General features: G+C 45.4%; 15 protein-coding genes. 5 read left to right on the forward strand and 10 right to left on the reverse strand.

From position 1 onward, the window contains the following. Positions 1-173: 173 nt before the first annotated feature. From FDP09_RS16950 to FDP09_RS16970, 5 genes are all read right to left on the reverse strand, one after another. On the reverse strand, positions 174-1,814 hold the full coding sequence (locus tag FDP09_RS16950; protein WP_137403794.1) for a SusD/RagB family nutrient-binding outer membrane lipoprotein: 1,641 nt from the start codon (positions 1,812-1,814) through the stop codon (positions 174-176). A gap of 33 nt (positions 1,815-1,847) precedes the next feature. Continuing rightward, positions 1,848-5,471, reverse strand: coding sequence for a SusC/RagA family TonB-linked outer membrane protein (locus tag FDP09_RS16955; protein WP_137403795.1), 3,624 nt, complete (start codon positions 5,469-5,471; stop codon positions 1,848-1,850). A 92-nt stretch (positions 5,472-5,563) separates the two neighbouring features. Further along, the gene (locus FDP09_RS16960) at positions 5,564-6,505 is read right to left on the reverse strand and encodes a FecR domain-containing protein (RefSeq protein WP_137403796.1); all 942 of its coding nucleotides are present in this window, start codon (positions 6,503-6,505) and stop codon (positions 5,564-5,566) included. A 230-nt stretch (positions 6,506-6,735) separates the two neighbouring features. After that, entirely contained in the window at positions 6,736-8,994 is a 2,259-nt protein-coding gene (locus tag FDP09_RS16965; protein ID WP_137403797.1) for a hypothetical protein, read from the reverse strand. Positions 8,995-9,071: 77 nt separating this feature from the next. Further along, a complete protein-coding gene (locus tag FDP09_RS16970; protein WP_137403798.1) occupies positions 9,072-10,310 on the reverse strand; it encodes a sialidase family protein in 1,239 nt (412 codons plus the stop codon). A gap of 155 nt (positions 10,311-10,465) precedes the next feature. Here FDP09_RS16970 and FDP09_RS16975 point away from each other — a divergent pair, with 155 nt between their 5' ends. Genes FDP09_RS16975 through FDP09_RS16985 form a run of 3 tightly spaced genes read left to right on the forward strand, consistent with a single transcriptional unit; the run spans position 10,466 to position 13,737 of the window. Next, positions 10,466-11,308, forward strand: coding sequence for an ROK family protein (locus tag FDP09_RS16975; protein WP_137405075.1), 843 nt, complete (start codon positions 10,466-10,468; stop codon positions 11,306-11,308). Position 11,309: 1 nt separating this feature from the next. Then, complete coding sequence (locus FDP09_RS16980) at positions 11,310-12,569, forward strand: MFS transporter (protein ID WP_137403799.1); 1,260 nt, start codon at positions 11,310-11,312, stop codon at positions 12,567-12,569. 4 nt (positions 12,570-12,573) lie between these two features. After that, positions 12,574-13,737 carry an AraC family transcriptional regulator gene (locus FDP09_RS16985; RefSeq protein ID WP_137403800.1) on the forward strand — a complete coding sequence of 388 codons (1,164 nt, stop codon included), beginning with the start codon at positions 12,574-12,576 and terminating at the stop codon, positions 13,735-13,737. A gap of 30 nt (positions 13,738-13,767) precedes the next feature. On the opposite strand, the gene FDP09_RS16990 is transcribed toward FDP09_RS16985, so the two are convergent. After that, complete coding sequence (locus FDP09_RS16990) at positions 13,768-14,865, reverse strand: acyltransferase family protein (protein ID WP_137403801.1); 1,098 nt, start codon at positions 14,863-14,865, stop codon at positions 13,768-13,770. Between the two features lie 240 nt (positions 14,866-15,105). On the opposite strand from FDP09_RS16990, the gene FDP09_RS16995 reads away from it, so the two are divergent. Then, entirely contained in the window at positions 15,106-15,633 is a 528-nt protein-coding gene (locus FDP09_RS16995; protein ID WP_137403802.1) for an RNA polymerase sigma factor, read from the forward strand. 146 nt (positions 15,634-15,779) lie between these two features. Here FDP09_RS16995 and FDP09_RS17000 read toward each other — a convergent pair whose 3' ends face one another. Both FDP09_RS17000 and FDP09_RS17005 read right to left on the reverse strand, forming a co-directional pair. After that, positions 15,780-17,090: an O-acetylhomoserine aminocarboxypropyltransferase/cysteine synthase family protein gene (locus FDP09_RS17000; protein ID WP_137403803.1), complete on the reverse strand. Its 1,311-nt coding sequence runs from the start codon at positions 17,088-17,090 to the stop codon at positions 15,780-15,782. Between the two features lie 182 nt (positions 17,091-17,272). Then, positions 17,273-19,336, reverse strand: coding sequence for a sulfatase-like hydrolase/transferase (locus FDP09_RS17005; RefSeq protein WP_137403804.1), 2,064 nt, complete (start codon positions 19,334-19,336; stop codon positions 17,273-17,275). Positions 19,337-19,807: 471 nt separating this feature from the next. Between FDP09_RS17005 and FDP09_RS17010 the strand changes: the two genes are divergently transcribed. Beyond that, a complete protein-coding gene (locus tag FDP09_RS17010; RefSeq protein WP_137403805.1) occupies positions 19,808-20,938 on the forward strand; it encodes an ATP-binding protein in 1,131 nt (376 codons plus the stop codon). A gap of 458 nt (positions 20,939-21,396) precedes the next feature. On the opposite strand, the gene FDP09_RS17015 is transcribed toward FDP09_RS17010, so the two are convergent. Next, positions 21,397-22,110 (reverse strand): DUF4198 domain-containing protein, encoded by a 714-nt coding sequence (locus tag FDP09_RS17015; protein WP_137403806.1) that lies wholly within the window; start codon positions 22,108-22,110, stop codon positions 21,397-21,399. Positions 22,111-22,130: 20 nt separating this feature from the next. Next, on the reverse strand, positions 22,131-22,457 hold the full coding sequence (locus FDP09_RS17020; protein ID WP_137403807.1) for a DUF6686 family protein: 327 nt from the start codon (positions 22,455-22,457) through the stop codon (positions 22,131-22,133). Positions 22,458-22,485 lie beyond the last annotated feature (28 nt).

Genomic DNA, 22,485 nt, shown 5'->3' on the forward strand with positions numbered 1-22,485 from the left:
AAAAATGTAACCAAAACCTGTCCGCAGGTGTTGGCCGCCCGCTACGGTGAGCTACATGACTAAAATCAAAGCCAGCACTTGCGCAGGCAAACTCCTCCTGTCCGAAAGCTTAGTAGCCCTAAAGGAAACCAGGAAAACCATTTGAACAGCATACTAAATTTATGGCTATTGGCTTACCAAGGCTGACCCGTCCCCTGTAACAACCAGAATTTGGACCAAGGGCTATTGGCTTCATCTGCTTGGGAATAGGGTGTCGCTTCAAGCCTATCCAGTGCCGCTGAGGCATTTAAAGTATTGATGCTTAATTCTTCCTGCATGTAGTAAAAACGCAATGGAAGGACCGATCTTACGGCAAATTGACCTGCAGTCAGCTCAGGCTGTCCCGTTCTTCTATAATCAAACCACGCTTCTGTAGCGGCCGTCCAGCTTGCAATCCATTTTTGTTCGATAATTTGAGCAAGTGAACCCTCAAAAGCCGCGGGACCGCTAATGTAATCCTCAAAGGACGATTCCAATCCCCATGCTGCTAGGGATTGTTTTACACCTGCTTGGTAATATCCTGCTGCCTCTCCTCCAATCCAGCCTTTCAATGCTGCCTCCGCCAGGTCAAACTGAACTTCCGCTGCAGACAAAAGTCGGCATTTCAAAAAGTCTCCGGAAGGCTCGGTGTACATTTCACTTAGAAATGAAACGTGCGGATTGTAAGATTGCTGTCCAGGTGTAGGATTGAGATTATACTCGCTGGGAAGATTGGAGACGGACGGAGGAATTCCGACATATTCTGGATCGGTGTCCACTGGCTTTCCTTCTGCGACATCAGAAGCAATATACCGAACTCCGTCAACGACTTCGTCTGACCCAGCAGGTAAATCGGGGTCGATCACCATCGGTACCTCAACCCTTTCAGCCCATACTCCCAGTCTGGCATCATCCAACTCCTGTAGCCTGTCCACTAAGGTAGCACACATTTTTATCCGACGGTAATTGCTGCCATTACTTCCATCAAAAACTGTATTGGATGGCCAAGAAGTCCCTGAGGATACACCAGGAAACGGTAAAGCTGCTTCATCAGATTCGGCCAATATCAATGGATACTGGCCGGGATCATTTACGATGGCCTGCATCCCCGCACTCCCAAAATCAGGCATTTTTTCCGAAACCCGCAAATAATACCGAAGCATGAGGGAATTGGCAAATTGCCTCCATTTCATCACATCCCCTTGGTACAGCACATCTTGTGGGACGGTAGTATCATTGGTAAGACCCTGTAAGGTGATATTTGCTTCTTGCAACATCGCAATGACTCCCTTATAGATTTCCTGCTGGGTGTCAAAATTGGGCAAAAGATATTGATCTCCACCAAGATCACCCTTCAGCGCATCGGTAAACGGAGCATCGCCCCACAAATCTGCGATCCTTCCAAAATTATAGGCATTTATCACCTTGGCGACAGCCACATAAAAAGGTAGCCCCAAGTCCAGGGCACGTTCTTCCATTAGTCGAGCGTTTTCCAGGATGTTATAATATCCAGACCAGCTCTGATTGGACCAGTCGTAGTTATTGTGGTCTTCAAACCAAGCATCCTTTTGGGTGTGCTGCATCACCCCTGCGATATCCCCAAAACCTAAACCGAGCTCTCGCGTGGCCGTTTCGGTGACCACGGTACTGATCAGAAGATTGGGATGTACCGTTTCGGGATCAATTCCATTGGGATTGACATTAAGGTCGGTAAGGTCCTGGCAGGATGACCATAGGAGCATGAAAACTATTCCCAAACCCAAAGATCGGCATACTCTGTTTTTAATGTTTTTCATGATATCATCTCTTTTCTTTTTGCTCCAGGTTCATCAAAATTTAGCGTTTAGCCTAAAGCCAATGGGAATCACCCAAGGGTTGACATTGTACCGTTCGATCCCCTGTTTGAAAGTGCCGTCACTTTCTGGCTGGAAGGCATTCTCCGGATCGATTCCGATTTTGGCTTTGGTCCAGAGCATAATGTTACTGGTGTACAGCCCTATATTGATGGATTGCATTTTGAGTTTTTGGGCTGTTTCGGCAGGCACGCTGTAGTTAAGAGTAGCATCCCTGAGCTTGATATAGGAAGCATCAAACATTGCTGGCTTAAAAAAATCCCAAGGATAATTATCCGCATAAGGAATGATTTTGGTACCGTCTTCCCCTAGGTTTTCCTGATAGCCCGTAAGCTCCCCTGCGTCGTTGTAAACGGCAATCACACCCGGATTGAATACCCCATCATTTAGTGTCACGGCATATTCAAATGGGAAGCCTCCACTTGCTGCTGTTGGTCCCCCTACAATATTGATTCCATCGGTAATGTGGCTATCTTGGTTGGCCACCAACCAGTCCCTAAGCTCCCTTCCGCTCAGGCCATTGGGGCTAATGATTTCATCCAAAAAACGCTCGGTTTTAAGGTCGGATTCGGAATAGCGGAAGGTCTGTGATACGAAATCCCCTCCTTTTCGCCAGTCAAACGTGAGGCTAAGACTCCAGTTTTTATAGCTCAAGCTTGCCTGCATTCCAGCAATAAAATCCGGGTTAAAGTTTCCGATTTTGTTTTTGGCATTGGCTTGGTTGATCGCTTGCCAACTGCCGTCCTCATCGAGTATGGGGTAGCCGTAGTACGGGGATTCCGAATCTTCGACCGTGACCAGTTTTCGATCGTAGATACTGCCAATCTCATCTCCCACATAGGACCATGCTCCGCCCCTGGAATCGCTCCAAAGGTAAAAGACCTCCACTTCGTCCGTCAACTCCTCAATGGTACTTCTGTACTTCGATACATTGAAGTTTAGGTCTAGCACGAAGTCATTGTCAACCGGCGTAAACCCTAAAACCACTTCCCAACCTTTGCTGTTGACCAAACCCGCATTGACAAACTTGCTGGTAAAACCAGAAGATGGCGGAAGGGTTACGGGTAAAATCTGGTTTTTGTTATCGGTATTAAAATAAGTAACGTCAACTCTCAACCTGTTGCTGAACGCCGCTGCTTCCAATCCAAACTCGTAGGAAGTAGCGATTTCTGGCTTGAGGTCGGGGGTTTTGAGGCCATCAGGAACCGAAAGCCGTGTCTGGCCGTCCCATTCTTCTGTGTTGGATAATGTAGGAAGCAGATTATAAGGTCCTGTATCGTTCCCTACTTGTGCCCAGCCTGCCCGAAGCTTGATCATATCCACATGATTGCCCATGGTCAGCATATCACTGATGATGGCGCTCAGCGAGGCGGAAGGATAAAAATAGGAACGATTGGCTGCAGGCAATGTGCTGGACCAGTCATTTCTCGCAGTAAGGTCCAGGTAAAGGAGGTCTTTATAACCTAAGTTTGCCAAGCCATAAACACTGTAAACAGCCTTTTCAGAAATGCTACTGTTGTACACCAAATTATCCGAAAGGGTATTGCTCAATGTGTACACGCCTGGCACGATCAACCCAGACCCCTCGGCTTTTGTGGCATTTTGGGCAGTATTGCCGCGGTTATAGCGTAAGTTGCCACCGGCCGAATAAGTCATACTAAAATCATTGAGCTCCTTTTTGTAAGTTGCCAGCACCTCTATATTACGTTCATAACGATCCAGGTTCACGATACCATAGCCACCATTGGGATCCTCTGTATAGCTCATTGGAATCTTGGATTCACGTCTTTCGGCATACATGTCCAGCATGTACTTTCCTTGTAGGGAAAATTCATCGGTAACCTGATAATTCAACCCGATATTGCCATAAACCCTGTTTCTGTCAAAACTATTATTAACCTCGTAAGCAAGGAAATAAGGGTTGTTGTAATCCCCAATAGCCTGAGAACGCTGTTGGATCCCTTCCTGTCCCGGCATCCAGTAATCTTTCAATTCATGGATATCAATGTGCGGTGAAAGCTTATAGGCCCATTCCAGTGGATTGGCACCGCGATTTCCCGCGGGCCTGTTGTCCGAGCCGGTTTTGCTTATGTTGATACTGCTGCTTAGCCGCAGTTTATCAGAAATGGCCAAATCAGAATTTATGGACAAGTTGTTTCGGTTAAAATCAGAATTGGGAATGATCCCCCAATTGTTGAGGTTGGTATAGCCAATCCTATAATTCATCTTTTCAGTGTTATTGGATACCGAGACTCCGTTGGTGGTAGTCACACCATTTCGCACAAAATTGGCCACGTTATCTGGGCTTGATACCAAAGGCAATGGAACAAAATTTCCATTTTCATCTCGCGGGCTGTTCCACTGAATAGCTTCATATCCCCTGTCCAGTTCGGGTCCAGCTCCTGCCGACGAACCTTCTTCGATGGTCAGGACACCTCCCGGATAAGGGTTGTTGTCAGGAGTGTATGGCCGTATCCCCGTGGCAAATCGGCTGTGCATCGGTAAGTATTTGAATGGGACTTCCACCAAGGTGTTGGAGGAAACACTGACCGTTACTTTATCGACATTTTTGCCGGATTTGGTAGTGATCAGAACGACACCATTGCCCGCCCGGGAACCGTAAAGGGCTGCGGCACTTGGCCCCTTCAGCACAGAAACACTTTCAATGTCCTCCGGATTGATATCGGACATGGCATTGCCGTAATCCACTTTGTTATCATTTCCGATTTGACTGACATTATTAAGGGAATTGATCACTGGTACACCATCTACCACAAACAACGGCTGATTATCTCCACTCAGTGATGTAATCCCCCTGATGATCATGCTCACAGAAGAACCCGTGCCACCGGTGGAATTGATACTGACACCCGGCACCCTACCGGCAAGGGATTTTAGCATATTGTCCTGTCCTCCACGCTCAAATTCCTTTCCTGATACTTCTGAGACTGCATATCCTAATGAACGCTCTTCCCTCCTGATGCCCAAGGCCGTTACCACTGCTCCTTCTAAATTTTGATAGGCTCCCTGCAAGGTTATCCGTAGATTGGTTTGGTTACCAACCTGGATTTCCCTGGAATGAAAACCTACATAACTGATCACTATTACGGCCACCTGGTCAGGAACCTCCAAGCTGAATTTACCATCCAGATCGGTCACGGTACCGCTCGTGGCGCCCTTGATTTTCACGGTAGCTCCAGCCAAGGGTGTACCTTCTTCATCGAAGACCACTCCATCTATCTGTACCCGCACTGCTATCGGTGATTTTTGACGGATTAATATGGTCTTTCCGGCTTTGCGGAATTCCAGTTTGCTCTTCGCATTGAGCATGCTCAACAGCTCATTTAACGGGGCTTTTTGGGTGAGCATCACTTCCTTATCCAGTGCCTTGGATATTTCTTCGTCGTACAAAAATTTAAACGCTGTCTGTTCTTCTACACTAAAAATAAATTGCTTTACCGTTACGTTAGGTTTGGGAAGGCGGATTTCTTGGTCTTCCGCAGCATTAGCCTCTTCGCCCAGCAAAATTACCATCGCCAAGAGCAGCATCCGCTGTAGCCAATAACTCCAAAGGTTTCTTTTTGCAATTTTAATTTTCATGCTTTATTAAAATTATGGGTGGCTAAAGTTCTGTATGGACCTGACAGCCTAGAGCCATTCACCAAAGCAGGGCTCCACGCATTTTTTTGAGTTTAGCGGCTTGGATGATGCTTCATAGGCAAAGGATTGACCTGTATGAGTTGGGGATTGCTTGTGTGCTCTTTATTGGCCAGGAAGGCGATCGCACGGATCATTTCGTGCACATCCTTATTGGCAAAACGACCGTTTAGTGTTAGTTGGTGAAGTGAGGAGTCCATCACTTCCAGGTCCACTCCATACCAACGCTCCATTTTTCGTATCACTTGGTCAAATGGTGTTTTGTCGAAAGCCAGGATCCGTTCTTTCCAAAGGATTTCTTGGGCGCTTTCCATCTCGTAGTTGCCATTTGCTCTATTAAAAACGATTGATTGACCTGCAGTCAGTTTTTGTTCAATATCAGGATTACTATTATTGATGGCGACTATTCCTTCAGTGACGGTCACCTTGATGACATCTTCTTCTGGATAAGCCTCTACGTTAAACGCTGTTCCCAACACCCGAATATCCATCTCTCCACTGTGAATGATAAAGGGACGTGATTCATCTCTAGCTATGTCAAAAAATGCCTCCCCAGATAGCGTGACCTCTCGGTCCTTTTGTGACCCAAAGCCTTCAAATGCCAGCGTACTTCCCGCATTCAAGTAAACATGACTGCTGTCTTCCAGCAAAAAATCGGATTGCTCACCGTACGCTGTATCATAGGTAATGTATTCAGGAGCATTTTGATGTGTGACCAGTATGAGTATTGTCACTACCCCTAGCACCAATAAAACAGATGCTGCAATGGCCCACCAAGGGGATCCCAGTTGTCGGTTAGGCTTCTGCTCCGGATGGTGCTCCTCCATCACCTGCTCAAAGTGACGCTGCAGTACTTCCTCCACTTCCTGATTTCCAGAGGAAAACTCTTCCAGCATCACTTCAAATTCCTCCCTACTGATTTCTCCTCTCAGGTACCGTTCCGTAAGTCCCTTGATATTTTTATTCGAATTTGGCATATAGCTGATCTTTACATAGAGTCTATCCGCTTAGCATGGCAGATAAACTGCTTATGCATAAAGACTCCAAAAGGATAAAAACAGACTACTTCGGTAAGATTAACTTTTTATTAAGAACTCTTGCACACCGGTAACAGCCATATCAGCATCATTCAAGTCGTCCTTCATCCTTCAAACTTCCGACTCCATGCTTTCTTAAGTCTTTTGTCTAAAATCTCATGGCATATACCTCAATACTGATTTTTGACATTCGCTTCAGGTCCACTGATCAGCCCCAAATACCTTCCCATCCAGTACGGCAATAACCAAATATCACCGGCGCTGTATTCAGCTTTTCCTTCTCCTCCGCCATCCAATGCAAAACGGTTGGCATTATGCCTGCGGATTCGAAGCTCATCTGGTGGCAGTACTTTGGCGGTAGCTTGTTCTCTGAAGTTCTTGTCCAGGATAACAATGTCCTTTCGGTGGCTATTGACCATCGTCCAGTCGATCAGGTCCATAGGGTATTGCTTCAGGTACCAAATGGCTTCCTCCTGATCGTAGTCGTTTGGTGAAACCAAGGCACTAAAAATATTCCACAAACCATCCTTTTCAGGGCGTTCGGCTTCCCAGTGATCCTTTATGGCAGAACCATATTGGGTTTTCAGAGAATCATTGAATGCATAGCGATAAAGTCCCCAATAACCCAAAAAGTACATTTCATCATCAGAATGGTTCCAACTTTGGGATAACATCGCCGCCCATTCATCTGAGCCGTCCTCTGCCTTACCTATGTTTTCCATCGGCACCATCAGGTTTTGGAGATAGCCATGGTCTTGCATTAGCTCAAAGGCCTTGTCCTTGTAGATTTCCTTTTGGGTAAAATGATAGGCCGTTTGGAGCATCGCAATGATATTGGAAGAATTCAGCTTTCGATCACCTACCATAGGTGGAAAACCGTTTACATAATCAGGGTTCCATTTTCCCCAAAGCGTAGGGTTACCATCATAATCGACAAGGTAAAAATCATGGTCCACGACATGCTGCATCAAGGCATCCAACAGCTGAATGGCCTTTTTTCTGATAGCCGGTTCATCGACCACTTCTGCGAGTACCCCAAAAGCAAACACATGCCCTATCGCCTCATCACTGCTGGTAGTTGCTTTCCAATCCCATTCGGGATGATCTGACCGTTGCCATCGCTCGGGATCAGCGAGGTGCTTTTCGTAACCGGATCGATTAAAAGAACGTGATGGAAACCCCTCTACCGGATTAATGGTATAGAGCCTTTCCATGGCATCAAGGGATTCTCGGCAGTTTTCAAGGGCTTCATCATCCCCATTGACACCATACCTAAAAGCCTGTCCCGCCAAATACATTGCCGTCCACAGGCCATCATTGTCAGAATCCTTGAGCATTCCGGAAGCTACATTACCCTTTTCCATATTGCCCAAGGAAGCATTGAAGCCGAACCGTATATGACGATTTCGTACTTGATCTTCAAAATACATCGCCTTTTCATAAAGGGTATGTGTATCAAATTCCAGCTTGGAAAGTCCCTGGTCTGTCAGGAATAACACTTCACCATGCGGTCCTTTGGCAATGTCTATGACCTCCTGGCCTACCAACCACCGCTCTCCAAAGTAATAATCATAACTTCCGTCCTTTCTTTCTCTAAAAGCCCCCTTCTCAGATCCTATCCAAAGTGAACCGTCGATGTTCTTGATCGAAGTGATGGCCGGACATGGAAGCTGGGAATTTTTGGTGGATGCCTTGTTTGTGCTCAGGTCAAAAATAAAATAGCCATCCTCAGTTCCCACAGCGATCTTTTGGCCTTCATCGATAAAATCGAAACAGGTCAAGCCATTTCCACTGTACAGATTGGTCAAGGCTCCCTCTTCTTCATCCAAACTGAAAATGGCGGTTTTTGAAAGTACATAATGGGTCTTGGAAGCAGGATGATATTTTACCATAAGGAGCTCTTTAGGAGTGCTGGTTTCCCATAAGATATCATTTGATCTTATCCCTCGGATTAGGTCATCTCCGGCCACCAAAAAAGTAAACCGCTCTGAAGGACAGACGATCTTCGCACCCGCCACTCCATGGAGGTCAAATAGCTTCCCTGCCCAAGCATTTGACAAGACCGCCACGCTATCCAAATAAACCAATTGCTCTTGGTAAAGCACCAAATCGCGTAAGGTCTTGTCGCCTAACGCCCGGTATGTCTGATCCTTTACAAGTCTTCCCGGATATAAAAAAGCTCCTCCATAAGTCCTAAACAGCCCCTCCTCAGTAAGCACCTGGATGACACCATTCCTATCTGCACGCACCTTCAAGGCTTCTTTTGGCCCTTCGAAGGGATATTTGACACTTACTTCCTGCTCGAAAGGAACGTCCTGATAGGCCGCTGCTTTGCTGACGTTACCATCCGCACCTTTGGTCTGGCAAGCATTAATGATCAAAGCTATAACGAGGCACAACATTAAGAAATTTGTATGGAATTTTGGCATGGTTATACGAAGTTGATAGAAATAAAACTGAACTGTTTAACTGATAGGATTACGCGATGTCGGCCGAATCAGGCTATTCAAAAAAGCAACTCTGGATCCAAGACCACGTATTTTATGGACTTCTCATCATCAGGGAGGTGGTATGAATAGGTAATATGCAACTGATCGTCCGTACCACGTAGCATACTGGGATAGGAGAACCTCCCTTTTTTGGTGCTATCTTCTTCTATCTTTGCCAAGGCCCTCCAGGCATCCCCCTCGTCTTCAGAAATGTACAGGGTCAATTGGTAGCGTCCATCGATGATGTCATTTCCCAATAACAGCCAATGCCCCTCATCCCACTTGATCATTTCCACACTTGCGGTATTGGGAATAGCTGTCTTGGTAGAGGCTGTCCAAGTGTGTCCATTGTCCTTGGAAATGCTCTTGTGCACACGTGCAGGCGCATCGCCACTATCCCGCATCAACGCCAAAATATCTCCATTCTGCCTTCTGGCCAAAGCTGGCTGGATCGGCCCCCTTCCTACCAACGGCAAACTTGGCCTCCAAGTCCTACCATGATCTTCCGAGATGGCCATCATCGAAAAATTGAACCCATCTGAATATAGCGGCAAAATAATCCTGCCACCTTCTACCAGTGGCTTTATCCGTGTCATCCAACCTATGCCGCGCTTGGAGGGATCCTTAGCTGCCGACTTGATCTGTTCGTCATATGGGCGTGCATATTCTGCCCATCCAGCGGTACTTTGGGGAAGGGAAGAAAGCCTTAAATCCACCTCTTGGGCAAATTCCTCCCCCGGTTTTAAAAAGATATTGTCCTGCCAGCTCCACTTTGGTGCTCCATTTCCGGTGTACTTCTCGGCAGTTTTGACCCTGAGCACTGATTGCTCCCAGCGATTGGCAAGTACAGCGATCCATATAAGAAACAGTTTCCCGCGGTCATTCAGAAACACCACGGGATTACAATCGGGAATGCCTGGTGTGTCCGCCATGACAAAAGGCTCGCTCCATTGGTCTTGTCCGTTTTGGCGGGTCGCGCCCATGATCTTTACGTCATCAGCGGTTCTTTCTCCCGAACCTTGGAACCACACTGCCAACCAATGACCGCCAGCAACTTCCACCAAGCTGCTGCCATGCACATGCATTTTCTGCAACGGAAAGATCAAGGCTGATTCGCTGACTGCCTTTTCCAAACGCTCCTGTCCTTGGGCACCCACCTCCGCAATACAGCAAAAAGTCAAAAACACGACATAGGGGAAGCATAGATAGCTGCTAGTTTTTGCTTTTACAAGAGCAGGTAGATTTATAAGTCTCATAGTTAACTGATTTTTAATAAGATGACTGCACTATGGTTAAAAAAGGCTAGTTTAACTTCATTTACATGGCGGCTTGTCCACAGAAAACAACACTTTTGCCCAATAGCCTATGTTTGATGGTTTGGAGTATATAAACCAATACAATATATTTTATGATGAGAATAGGGATTGATTTAGGTGGTACCAAAGTTCAGATTGGCTTGGAAGAAAATGGGGTCATTGTGCGACACCAAAAGGAATTTTTGACCAAAAAGACTGACCTCGAAGCTTCTTTGACACAGCTTAAGGACTTTATCAGGCCTTTTATTGCTCCTGAGGTAACGGGCATAGGCATCGGTGTTCCTTCCGTCGTGGATACCGCCAGCGGGATCGTGTATAACGTCACCAATATTCCAGCTTGGGAGAAGGTCCATTTAAAGGATATCCTGGAAGCCGAATTCCAGCTCCCTGTAATGGTCAATAATGATGTCAACTGTTTTGTGCTGGGGGAACACCGTTTTGGCATAGGCAAGTCCTTTCGCAATATCGTGGGCATATGCATTGGTACGGGACTGGGAGCGGGCCTCATAGTGGATGGTCAGCTCTATATGGGGCATAATTGTGGCGCTGGCGAAATCGGCCTTGTCCCTTATCTCGACCAGAACATTGAATATTACGCCAGTGGAAACTTCTTCAGTGCACTTTATAACACCACTGCTCTGGCAGCCTTTCATGCTGCCAGAGCGGGCGATCTACAGGCCTGCAGGCAATGGGAAGAATTTGGACACCACTTTGGCAAAGCCATTTTGGCCGTCCTATACGCATATGATCCAGAAGCCATTATCGTTGGCGGTTCCATTTCCAAGGCATATCCCCTCTTTAGCCAATCACTTCAAAAAACATTGACAGAATTTATCTATCCCGAATCATTTAAACGGTTAAAAATATTAATTTCAGAAAACGAAAACATTCCCATGTTGGGAGCTGCTGCTTTAACCCACTTGAATTTATCAGTTTGATATGAAAAGAAATCCACTCATAGTTCTTTTAATACTGCTCATTTTCTTCGTCATATCTTTTTTAACCAACATCCTTGGTCCGATCATCCCTGACATTATCGATAGCTTTGACCTGAGCCTTGCTTTGGCCGGTTTTCTGCCTTTCTCATTTTTTGTTGCTTACGGAGTAATGTCCATTCCGGCTGGACTGATGGTGGAAAAATACCGTGAGAAAAAAGTGCTCCTAGCTGCGTTTATGATGGCATTTATCGGGGCATTGATTTTTGCCCTTTACACTGGTTTTGCCATAGCGCTGCTGTCGCTTTTCATTATCGGTATTGGCATGGCCATGCTCCAAGTGGTGATCAATCCCCTATTGCGAACAGCCGGCGGGGAAACTCATTTTGCGTTTAATTCTGTGTTGGGCCAGTTGGCATTTGGTGCAGCGTCCTTTCTCAGTCCTCAATTGTATAGCTATCTGGTCACCAATATCCATAAAGCGGAAAATTCACCCCTCATCATACTACTCAATCCATTAGTACCTGATGATATGAGCTGGGTTTCATTGTATTGGGTATTTGCGTTCATCGCACTGGTAATGGTCATCATATTGTCCTTAGTCAAGTTTCCTAAAGTCGATTTGGCCGAGGACGAAAAAATAAACATTCATGGAGCCTTTAAGGAGTTGATCGCCAATAAAACTGTCCATCTCTACTTCCTTGGGATATTCTGCTATGTGGGCACCGAACAGGGAATAGCCAACTGGATTTCCAAATTCCTTCAAACTTATCATCACCTTGACCCAGCGGTCGAAGGAGCCCGCACCATATCTTATTTCTGGGGATTACTCACCATTGGTTGCCTTTTGGGATTGATCCTGCTGAAGGTGATGGACAGTAAAAAAGTCCTTTGGCTTTTCACTTCCGGTGCCATTATCTCCCTTTTGTTAGCCCTGTTTGGTCCTGCCGAGGTGGCCTTGATAGCCTTTCCACTGACCGGCTTTTTTGCTTCGGTCATGTGGTCGGTGATCGTTTCCTTGGCCTTAAATTCGGTACCGCGCCACCATGGAACATTTTCGGGCTTGCTCTGCACCGGTATTGTGGGTGGAGCGGTGGTACCACTTATCATCGGTGGACTGGCAGAGCTAATTGGCCTGCGGTTGGCGATGCTTTTTTTGTTGGTTACCTTGGGCTATGTCCTAAGCATTGGGATATGGGCCAAGCCGCTGGTCAAAAATGCAACCGTTACCTCTTTAAAGGACCTATTTTATCGGCAAAACTAGCGCTATGTACAAAGTGATTCTACTACTGGATTTTGCTGAGGAATATAGTAAAAGTTTACTCAAGGGCATTTCCAAATATGCTTCTGAACATGGTCGATGGACTTTTTGTCGTATGCCACTTTACTATCGAGAGACCAAAGGGATGGGAGGTATCTTGGATTGGGCAAAGGAATGGGGAGCCGATGGGATCATTGGCCAGCTGTACAATGATATGGATCTCCAGCAAATCCTCGATTCTGACATCCCTGTGATCGCACAGGATTTTAAGGAGCGCTTCAATGTCTTGCCCAACATCACCGGTGACTACCTAAAAATGGGCCAGTTGGGTGCAGATTATTTTCTGAAAAAAGGATTTAAGCATTTTGCCTTTTATGGCTTCAACAACATCGTCTGGTCACGCGAACGTGCAGAAGGATTCGAACAACGGATCACCGAGCATGGATATGAAGTCCATTATTTTGAGCATCGCAAAGCGAGATCTACAGATATCTGGTACTACAAAAGCAGCTCTCTGAGCAATTGGCTACTCTCTTTGCCCAAACCGATCGCACTGATGACCTGTGACGACAACCAGGGGCTTCACATCACTGAAGTCTGCCGACAAAACAATATCCGCATCCCTGAAGAAGTGGCCGTACTGGGCGTGGACAATGACGTCATGCTCTGCGAACTCTCCGATCCACCGCTTTCCAGTATCGCCATGGACATCGAAAAAGGCGGCTATGACGCTGCCGCGCTTTTGAAACACATGATCATCAATGGAAACCGTGCTTATTATGACATTATTGTAGAAGCGACACAAATCATTACCAGGCAATCTACCGACATCTATGCCACCAACGACGAGAACATCGCTTCCACACTAAAATACATCCATCAACATATTGAAAGCAATTTACATGTGGACGATGTGGTCAGGCAGGTACCACTCTCCAGGCGATCGCTAGAAAAGCGTTTTCTGCAAATCACCGGTTATCCCATTTACAAATACATATTTAATCTTCGAATCGAAAAGTTTACCCAAAAACTATTGGAAACCGATATGACCGTATTTGAAATTGCTTTGGATATGGGACTTACGGACAGCAAAAACATCGCCCGTCAATTCAGGCAGGTTAAAGGCTGCAATCCCATCGAATACCGCAAAAAATACCTTGCGGGAAAGTAGCCGAAAACATGTATTACCTATCCTTTTACATCACAGCTTGATAAACACCCCTTTTCGATAAAGCAGCCAAGCTGGGATATAATTAATGGCCACAAAACACATTGCAAAGACCATACTGGCGATCTTGTCCATCATGCCAAGGTGGATGGCGCCATGCATAAAATGTTCACTGATGCTTTTCTCACCCAACGGTAGCTGGTAGAAGACCAAAGAAAGCAAATCAGCCAGCACATAAACCGTGATGGCATTGGAACCGAAAATGACCCAAGGCCTGGTCCCCTGCTTATGTCCCTTGATGTCTATCCAATAATAAAGGGCACCCAAAAAGCTAAATGCCACCCCTCCCGTCACTAACACAAAAGAACTTGTCCAAAGGTTTTTATTGATGGGAAAAAACCAAGCCCAGCCTACTCCCCAAAGCGTCAAAATCAATCCCACAATCATCAGGTTGTTGGCCTTGTCAGTATCTTTTAAGTTGCATTTCAACAGTTGTCCAGCCAACATGCCCAAAATCCCCGTGGCCACCGCTGGAAAGGTGCTAAAAAGACCTTCCGGATCCCAATCGCCCTGCCACATTTTCCCAGGAAGCAATTGCTGGTCAATCCATGCCGCTAAGTTGCGGCCTGGCTCCAGCACCACTTCGCCCAATCCGGGGGTGGGGATCAGGGTCATTGCAAGCCAATAGCCGACGAGCAATATCAACGCCAAATAGGCCTGCCGCTTCCATCCTAGATTGATAAACAAAATCGTACATACGACAAATACCACTGCAATCCGCTGTAACACACCAGCCACTCTGATTGCGGAAAAATCAAACGCTGGAATCATCCCAAGTAAAATTCCCAATAGGAAGATTTTTGCGCCACGGAAAAACACCTTCCTATACATGCTTCCCTTTGCCCCTGGCCCATCCAGTCTTCCCGAATAAGCCATGACGATGGACACACCCACAATAAATAAAAAGAAGGGAAAAATAAAATCGGTCGGTGTGATACCATTCCAGTGTGCGTGATGCAGCGGAGGAAAAACATGATCCCAACTTCCAGGAAAATTCACTAAGATCATCGCAGCAATGGTGATTCCCCTCAGGGCATCCAACGAAATTAATCTTTTGCTTTTGTTGGCCATTATCTATCGTTTTTGGTTTATACGAACGCCTTAAATACTTCATTTTTCTGCAACAGGCTATTCCTATTGTCAAGCAATTATTAACAGCCTACCGAATATTTAACAAAAGCTTAATCAACTAAAAATCAATCGGTAACAAGAAAAAATGAAGCGCAAAATGAGGTTTTTAATACGCGTTTTACGAAAAAAATTACCGTTTAAAGCATGAAATTTAGTCTGTGGAGATAAAATTATTGTATTATGAACCAGCCCGACAAACAAATTTTATTGCAATTTATCCAAGGAGATCAAGACGCTACGGATTATATCTATAGGTATTACCGAACCCCAGTGCTCCGATTTGCCATTTCTATTTTAAAAGATGAAATAGAAGCAGAAAACATCTTTCAAGAGGTCTTTACCAAGATCATTTGCAGACATGAACGGATCAATCCGGACATGAATTTCAGCTCTTATATTTTTACGGCCGTCAAAAACGAAATTTTTGATTATTTCAAAGCCGTAAAAAAGGACAGCAAACTCAAGGAACAGTTTTGGGTAAATGTACAGACGGCCAGTAAGGAGGAAAAAGAAGAGCAGGAAGTTCAACTGGAAAAACTGGAAGGGCTCATCGGGCAGCTTTCACCAAAAAGAAAACAAGTACTTCACATGAACATTTTTGAGAAAAAGTCCTATCAGCAAATTGCCGAAGAGCTGACCATATCGGTCAATACCGTCAAAAATCAATTGATCAAGGCAAAAGCCATGATCAGACAGGAAATGAATTAATAATAGCACCAGCGATGAAATATCTTCATGCCGGTGCTATTCATTACCCGGTTATTTTTGCGATTTATTCATTCATTAAGAAATCTGCCAGTCCCCAACTTATACACTTGCCCCCTAACCTCCGTTATTCACCACCGCAGCTAATATCAAGTGATCTGTTTAAATGCTTGCTCAAGGTCCGCACGGATGTCGTCTATATGCTCGATGCCTAGACTGATTCTCAGCATTCCCGGAGTCACGCCAGCGGCTGCTTGCTCTTTGTCCGACAATTGCTGGTGAGTGGTAGCTGCCGGCTGAATGATCAGTGTTTTGGCATCTCCAACATTGGCCAGGTGACTGATGAGCTGTAAGCTGTCCACCAGCTTTTCGCCGGCCTCTTTACCTCCCTTTACTTCAAAAGTCAATACCCCGCCAAATCCATTTTTGAGGTATTTCTTTGCCAAGGCGTGATGGCCATGGCTTTCCAAACCGGGATAACTTACTTTTGTCACTTGTGGGTGGTTTTCGAGCCATTTTGCTAGGGTCAGGGCATTTTCTACCGTTCGCTCAGCCCGTAAAGATAGGGTCTCCAAGCCCTGAATCAGCAAAAAGCTGTTGAATGGACTGATCGCAGGGCCAAAATCACGAAGGCCTTCGACTCTCGCCCGAATGGTAAAGGCAATATTGGGCAAACCCAGTGGATTTCCTTCTCCAAAGACTTCCCAAAAATTGAGCCCATGATAGCCTTCTGAAGGTTCGGAAAACTGTGGGTATTTTCCATTCCCCCAGTTATACTGACCTCCGTCCACGATGATCCCACCGATGGAAGTACCATGGCCACCAATCCATTTGGTAGCGGATGCTACGACGATGTGTGCCCCATGCTCCAAAGGCCTAAAAAGGTATCCTCCCGCTCCAAAAGTATTGTCCACCACTAACGGGATATCGTGCTTTTTGGACAGAGCAGCCAACTTTTCAAAATCCGGCACATTGAACCCGGGATTTCCGATGGTCTCCACGTACAAGGCCTTGGTCTTGTCATCGATCAGCCTCTCCATGTCTTCTGCCTTTTCACTTTCGGCAAAGCGTGCCGTAATCCCCAACCGCTTAAAAGACACTTTAAACTGATTATAAGTACCACCGTATAGGTATGGAGAAGTCACAAAGTTTTCCCCACTCTCCAGAATATTGCTCAGGGCAATAAATTGAGCCGCTTGCCCAGAACTCACGGCCAGTGCAGCGACGCCTCCTTCCAATGCGGCCATGCGCTTTTCGAACACATCATTGGTGGGGTTCATGATTCGCGTATAGATATTGCCAAACTCCTTCAGCCCAAAAAGATTGGCACCATGCTCCGCCGAATTGAACACATAGGAACTGGTTTGATAAATCGGGACTGCTCGGGAATTGGTATTGGTATCGGGTTCATGCCCTGCATGAAGCTGTAGGGTTTCAAATTTTAAGCTGTTTTCAGACATATTGAATATGGTTATTTTAGAAGATTTATTCATCAGCTGGCATGGAAAACAGGTCCATCGCTGCTTTACCAAAATTAACAATAACCCACGTAATACAGTGGCTTTCCTGGCTAAATTATACAATTCGTCAGCCCGGTGGATGAGGATTTAAACGGATTTCTTAGGGCTTTATCTTACCCCCCTTATCGGTACCATGCTCCTGCAGGCACTTCCTCTTTGTTTCCTTCCTGATCCGTCCAGAAAAGCTCCAAGGATGGAGTTTGAGTTTCCTTCAAATAATAGATTTTTACTGGATGCAGTCCTTTTTCGAGTTGGACACTGCCTATGGGAGAATGGTCCGTAGCATAGTTTCCGTCCAATACACTTATATCATGGATCCTCATAAAAAAGTGACTTTCGCCCCTATTGGCCGAAAAGGTATATTTTCCATCTTCCGGAACGTCCAAATATCCTTGCCACATCACCAAGTTGCCTTTCGCGGGCGCCTCCTGAACAGCCAAGCGATTGACTTTCTTATTGGCAATAGCCTTCTGCGATAATTTAGGAATCCAGGGACTGTTGATGTCATAGGTTTTGGCGATCAGTCCTTTTTTAGGTTTCCTGATTTCCAGCGATGGTACCAAGGCTTCATCATAAGGTCGAGGGGCCTGCGCATCGGCTACCCGAAGGCGTAATGCCGCGGCTTTGAAGCTAGCCTGTAATGCCTCACGATCAGATGAAAGATCAGTTCCCTGCTGTGGATCTTTGGTCACATCATAAAGCTCAAAGTCATCCTCCTGCCCTTGGATATTATACCGAACACCGACCATTTCTCCCTGTCTGATCATCTGCATCTGTCCCCTTAATTTGCCTTGATGTGACTCCAGAAATTCTGCATATTTAGGGATTTTTCCTCCTTGTGCATATTCCACGTAAACCTGGCTAGGTTCCTGTTTTCCCTTTCCAGTCAAAGACGGTAACAGCGAAACACCATCCGTCCTGACTGGCACAGGAGCTCCTGCAGCATCTGCAAAGGTCGCCATCCAATCGTATGAAATACTGGGCGAATTTACCACAGTGCCCGCTTTGATGTGTATCGGCCAGTGAGCGATAGTGGCCGTTCTCAGTCCACCCTCATATACATCCCTTTTGATACCATCAAAATGGGCAAAGTTGTTGAAAAATTCAGGCGTATAAGCTACATATTCTTCTGGCAGATAGGATTCCCTAGAGGGGCCATTGTCAGAAGTAAATACGACCAAGGTATTCTCAGAAATTTCCAAATCCTCCAACAATTGCATCAAATCTCCCACTTGATCATCTATCCTCCTATTGACGGTCGCGTATCGTTTGTATGTATCCGGCCACGCTACTTCTGGCGTGGCCTCGTTCTTATCATGATCATAGGTGGCATTTGCAAATTCGGGATAGACAAAAGAGTCCACTTCCCCAGAAGCAGTATTGATCATCTTTCCTGCGTTTCCGAGCCACTGGATGCCTCCATTGAGCCCTCCACCGGCAGGATAATCCTGCGTGGGAAGTTCTAATACCGCATGCGGGGTATCATATGCCAAATACATAAAAAATGGTTGCTGGGAATCTTTCGCTTGGTGCTTGATGATAAAGTCCTTCGCCTTTGCCGTAAATAGGTCCCCGGTATAGCACTTATCCAATCCCTGTACGGTTTCATAGTTTTGATATACCTCCTTACTTCCACGGTACACGCCCTCTACGGGATAATGCTCATGACCATCTCGGTGCCTGATATACCCAAAGTATTGGTCAAAACCCACTTTCAGCGGATGGGTAGGCCAATCCGGCCCCTCTCCCTTGCCTTGCAGCCCCCATTTTCCTACGGCTACGGTCGTATAACGGGCAGACCGCAACACTTCGGCCATCGTGTGGTTTTTACCGATTTCTTTGTCAAATTGATTATCACGTACATGTGCATGTCCTTGGTTTACGCCCATCAATATAGAAGCCCGGGAAGGAGCACATACTGGCGCTGCTGCGTAATGATCGGTCATCATCGCACCTTGCATTGCCATTTTATCCAATTGGGGCGTCATAATCCAAGGCTCACTCCTATCATTTAGGGATTTTCGTTCATTTTGGAAAAACACTCCAATATCACCATACCCCAGATCATCTACCAAGATGAAGATGATATTTGGCTGTGAATCAGATTGGCCTTTTGCTGGCAAATTCCATATAAACGCCACAAAAAAAAACAGCAAGGAAATTCTCATTTTGGGGATTCGAATCATGATATTGATGATATGTTTTATGAATTGACAAATCTATATTCCGTCAGAATCCGAAGATAAAAAAATTTCGCAATCTTATCATTTAAAGTGAGATTAAAAAAGCAATGCGCTCTGCGGTTCACCTGCCATCAGCCAATTACTTTCCTGCTTTTGCCACATCATGAAAATGATCACTAACAAAGCGGTTTCATTTTTGAAAATCATTAAATAACTTAACCCACTAAACCTCAAATCGCAAAGGAAAGCCAATCGGAATCACAAATATATTTCTAACACAATATTGTACTAAAAAATGGATTGAATCTCGTGGTAAATCAACTTTTTTATTACATCTTGAATATTGAGTAATAAACAGTGTGCCAAAGATTTAAAATAAAAACATTCATTCCACCAGATGAAAACATTTTACCAACCCATATATAACCATTCAAAGGGTTCTTTCCGGAATAGCATGTAAACCGTAAGAATTGAATGAGCGAAAAAAACTTTAATCAGCAAAATAAAACCGATAAACTGAAGCTCCTATCTCTGGTAAGCCATGAGATAAGAACGCCTCTTCATGGTATAATCGGTCTAACAGAGCAGCTCCAGGACACTCCGCTTTCCGAAGATCAAAAATCCCTTGTGGACCACCTGATCCACACGGAGCGAATTTTGATGAACTTGATCAATGATGTACTGGATTATTCCAAACTTAAAAGTTCTGCTTTTGACATTCGACTTAAACCGGCCAGCATCCCCACCATTCTTGATGAACTAAAAACTCTTTTTGCCCCTTTGGCCGCTCAAAAATCACTGGATTTGGAAGTTTCCGTGGATGTGGACCCCGGGTATGTGAGGGTGGATATCCTAAGGCTGAAGCAAGTACTTTCCAATTTAATCAATAATGCTTTGAAGTTTACTGATGCTGGTTATATCCGGCTCAAATGCCAACAAATTACCTCTCCAAAAGAAAAAGAACTTCCCACGTATCGATTTACTGTAGAAGATTCTGGATCCGGAATACCTAAAGGAAAGGAATCGAGTATTTTCGAAGCGTACGGGCATTCCTCAAAGGTCAACAACCAAAACGGAACAGGACTTGGGCTGACCATTTCCAATATGATCTTGAATAATTTGGACAGTGAACTACAGTTGTCAAGACCTCCTGCTCCGGGTACGGGGGCCATTTTTTATTTTGACCTTGTATTGGAGCCCACAGAAACGGTTCCAAATACCGAGAAGAAGCAGTTGACGCATCAGTTTGGAGGTAAGCGTGCTCTTTTGGTGGATGATGACCCACTCGTTCAGAAAATTACTGCAAACATGCTAGAAAAAGAGGACATTTCTGTAAAAACCTCCTCCTCATTTAAAAATGCCATAAACATCCTTTCCCAACTCCAACCTGAGCTGGTCTTCATAGATTTGGTTTTAGGAGAAAACGACGGAGGAGAGCTGCTTAGGCATCTTAAAGAAGAAGGCATCTATTCGGGCCTATCCGTATGCATGACCGCATCCGAAAACAGCAAAGGTGAAATCCTGAAACTGGGTTTTGATGCAGTGCTCAGAAAACCTTTCAATCGTAGGGCCCTCGCCAGGGTACTCTCCGAACTCTCGAAATAGCCGTCATTTGGAATGGATTAAGCCAGGCACCTACCACTAAATCAACTGTTTTGACCAATAAACCTCAGTTCGATTATAAAACCGTCACTGCGAGGCTTAGAGGGAGGTCTGAGCGGGTGGAAGCCGTGGCAGCTCGCCGCGGCGAGTTGCCACACCCTTTTCCAACCCACATCCACCTAAAAAGGGTTCGCTATGAAGCTTTTAATGCTAAAAATAAGTCGAGCTCAGGTCAATAGGATTTCGGTTATGAAACCGGTAGCCATTCATTGCAAGCTATTTTATAATGAATGGAGCGTCGGAAATGGCCGCGGCGAGTTGCCACAAATCGCATCCAACGCGTCTCGAAGCGACGGTTTTCAAATCAAATGCAGGTTACCGGCAAAAAAATCCCCGCAAGCCTACTGTTTTAGTACGCTAGCGGGGTTGCTATTAGTCAGTCAGATAAAAAAATTACAAACCTATTTTTTGATACTTTGTGTGGCACAGCGCCAGATAAATTCATAGGGAGCTCCAAAGTGCTCACCGGACGTTTCTTCAGTATCCACCGCCTCTACGATGTATTGTCCTTTCCAAGGTGTTTCTACTTCGATTTCACCATTGGCATCTGTAGTATATTCCTTGGACCAACCCGTGGGGCCATCTACGGCTACGGTGACGCCTTCTTTTGCTTCACCTTTGAACAGGACTTTGAAGTGAAGTGGATTTTTAAGTCCTCCTTTATCAGGAGACGTCATCACCAGAGCCAAATCCGTCTTGGGGCCTTCCAGCGTAGTTTCTTTGGCTTTTCCGACCCACACTTGCGTGGCAGTATTAAACTGATAAACGTACTCACCACCGAGATCCTTTGCAGAATGACCGACTTGCAGACGATAGACACCGTCCATATTTGGGGTGAAACTGGCCGTGAAAAACGCTGCAGAAGCAGTGGTTTCCAATTGCGTTTTATTTCCCTGGGGATCGATGAGCCATAGCTCAAAGTCTTTTACGTCGGAATACCAGTCTTCCACTTTTTCAATCATTCCTTCTCCGTATTCACCATAATAGATCTTTACTTGCTGCTCCTGGCCCTTTTTGCCAGAGGTTTCCGTTTCGATCCAAAGAGCATGCGCCATCGCACATCCAAGATTGGCAAATAGTGCCAAAACAAATAATAAACTGAACTTTGTCTTCATTTTTTTATTGTCTATGTGAGTTATTTTCTCAGTAAATCATCAATCTGAAGTTGCATTTGAGCTTCGTTTAGGCTACCCTTTAGCCGGTAAAATTCCTCTTCTTTCAGTGTAAACTGGATGTCCATGTGATAGGTTTCGATCACGATCCGGTCCACTTCATCATAGAAGGGGCTATGGTCACTTTCGAAGGTCAGGTCCTCTATATAGCGACAAAACCCTCTAAAATCCACCTTACTAAAGCTCAACATGCACTGGCCATACATCAATCCTATCCTGCCGCAATGTTCACACCTTGTCAAGATAAAATTGTCCTTCATCATAATGACTTCTGGATTACAGTAATTCATGCCACCTTCAGTTTGATTTCACAAATAA

The sequence above is a fragment of the Echinicola rosea genome, from assembly GCF_005281475.1.
Lineage (GTDB): Bacteria > Bacteroidota > Bacteroidia > Cytophagales > Cyclobacteriaceae > Echinicola > Echinicola rosea.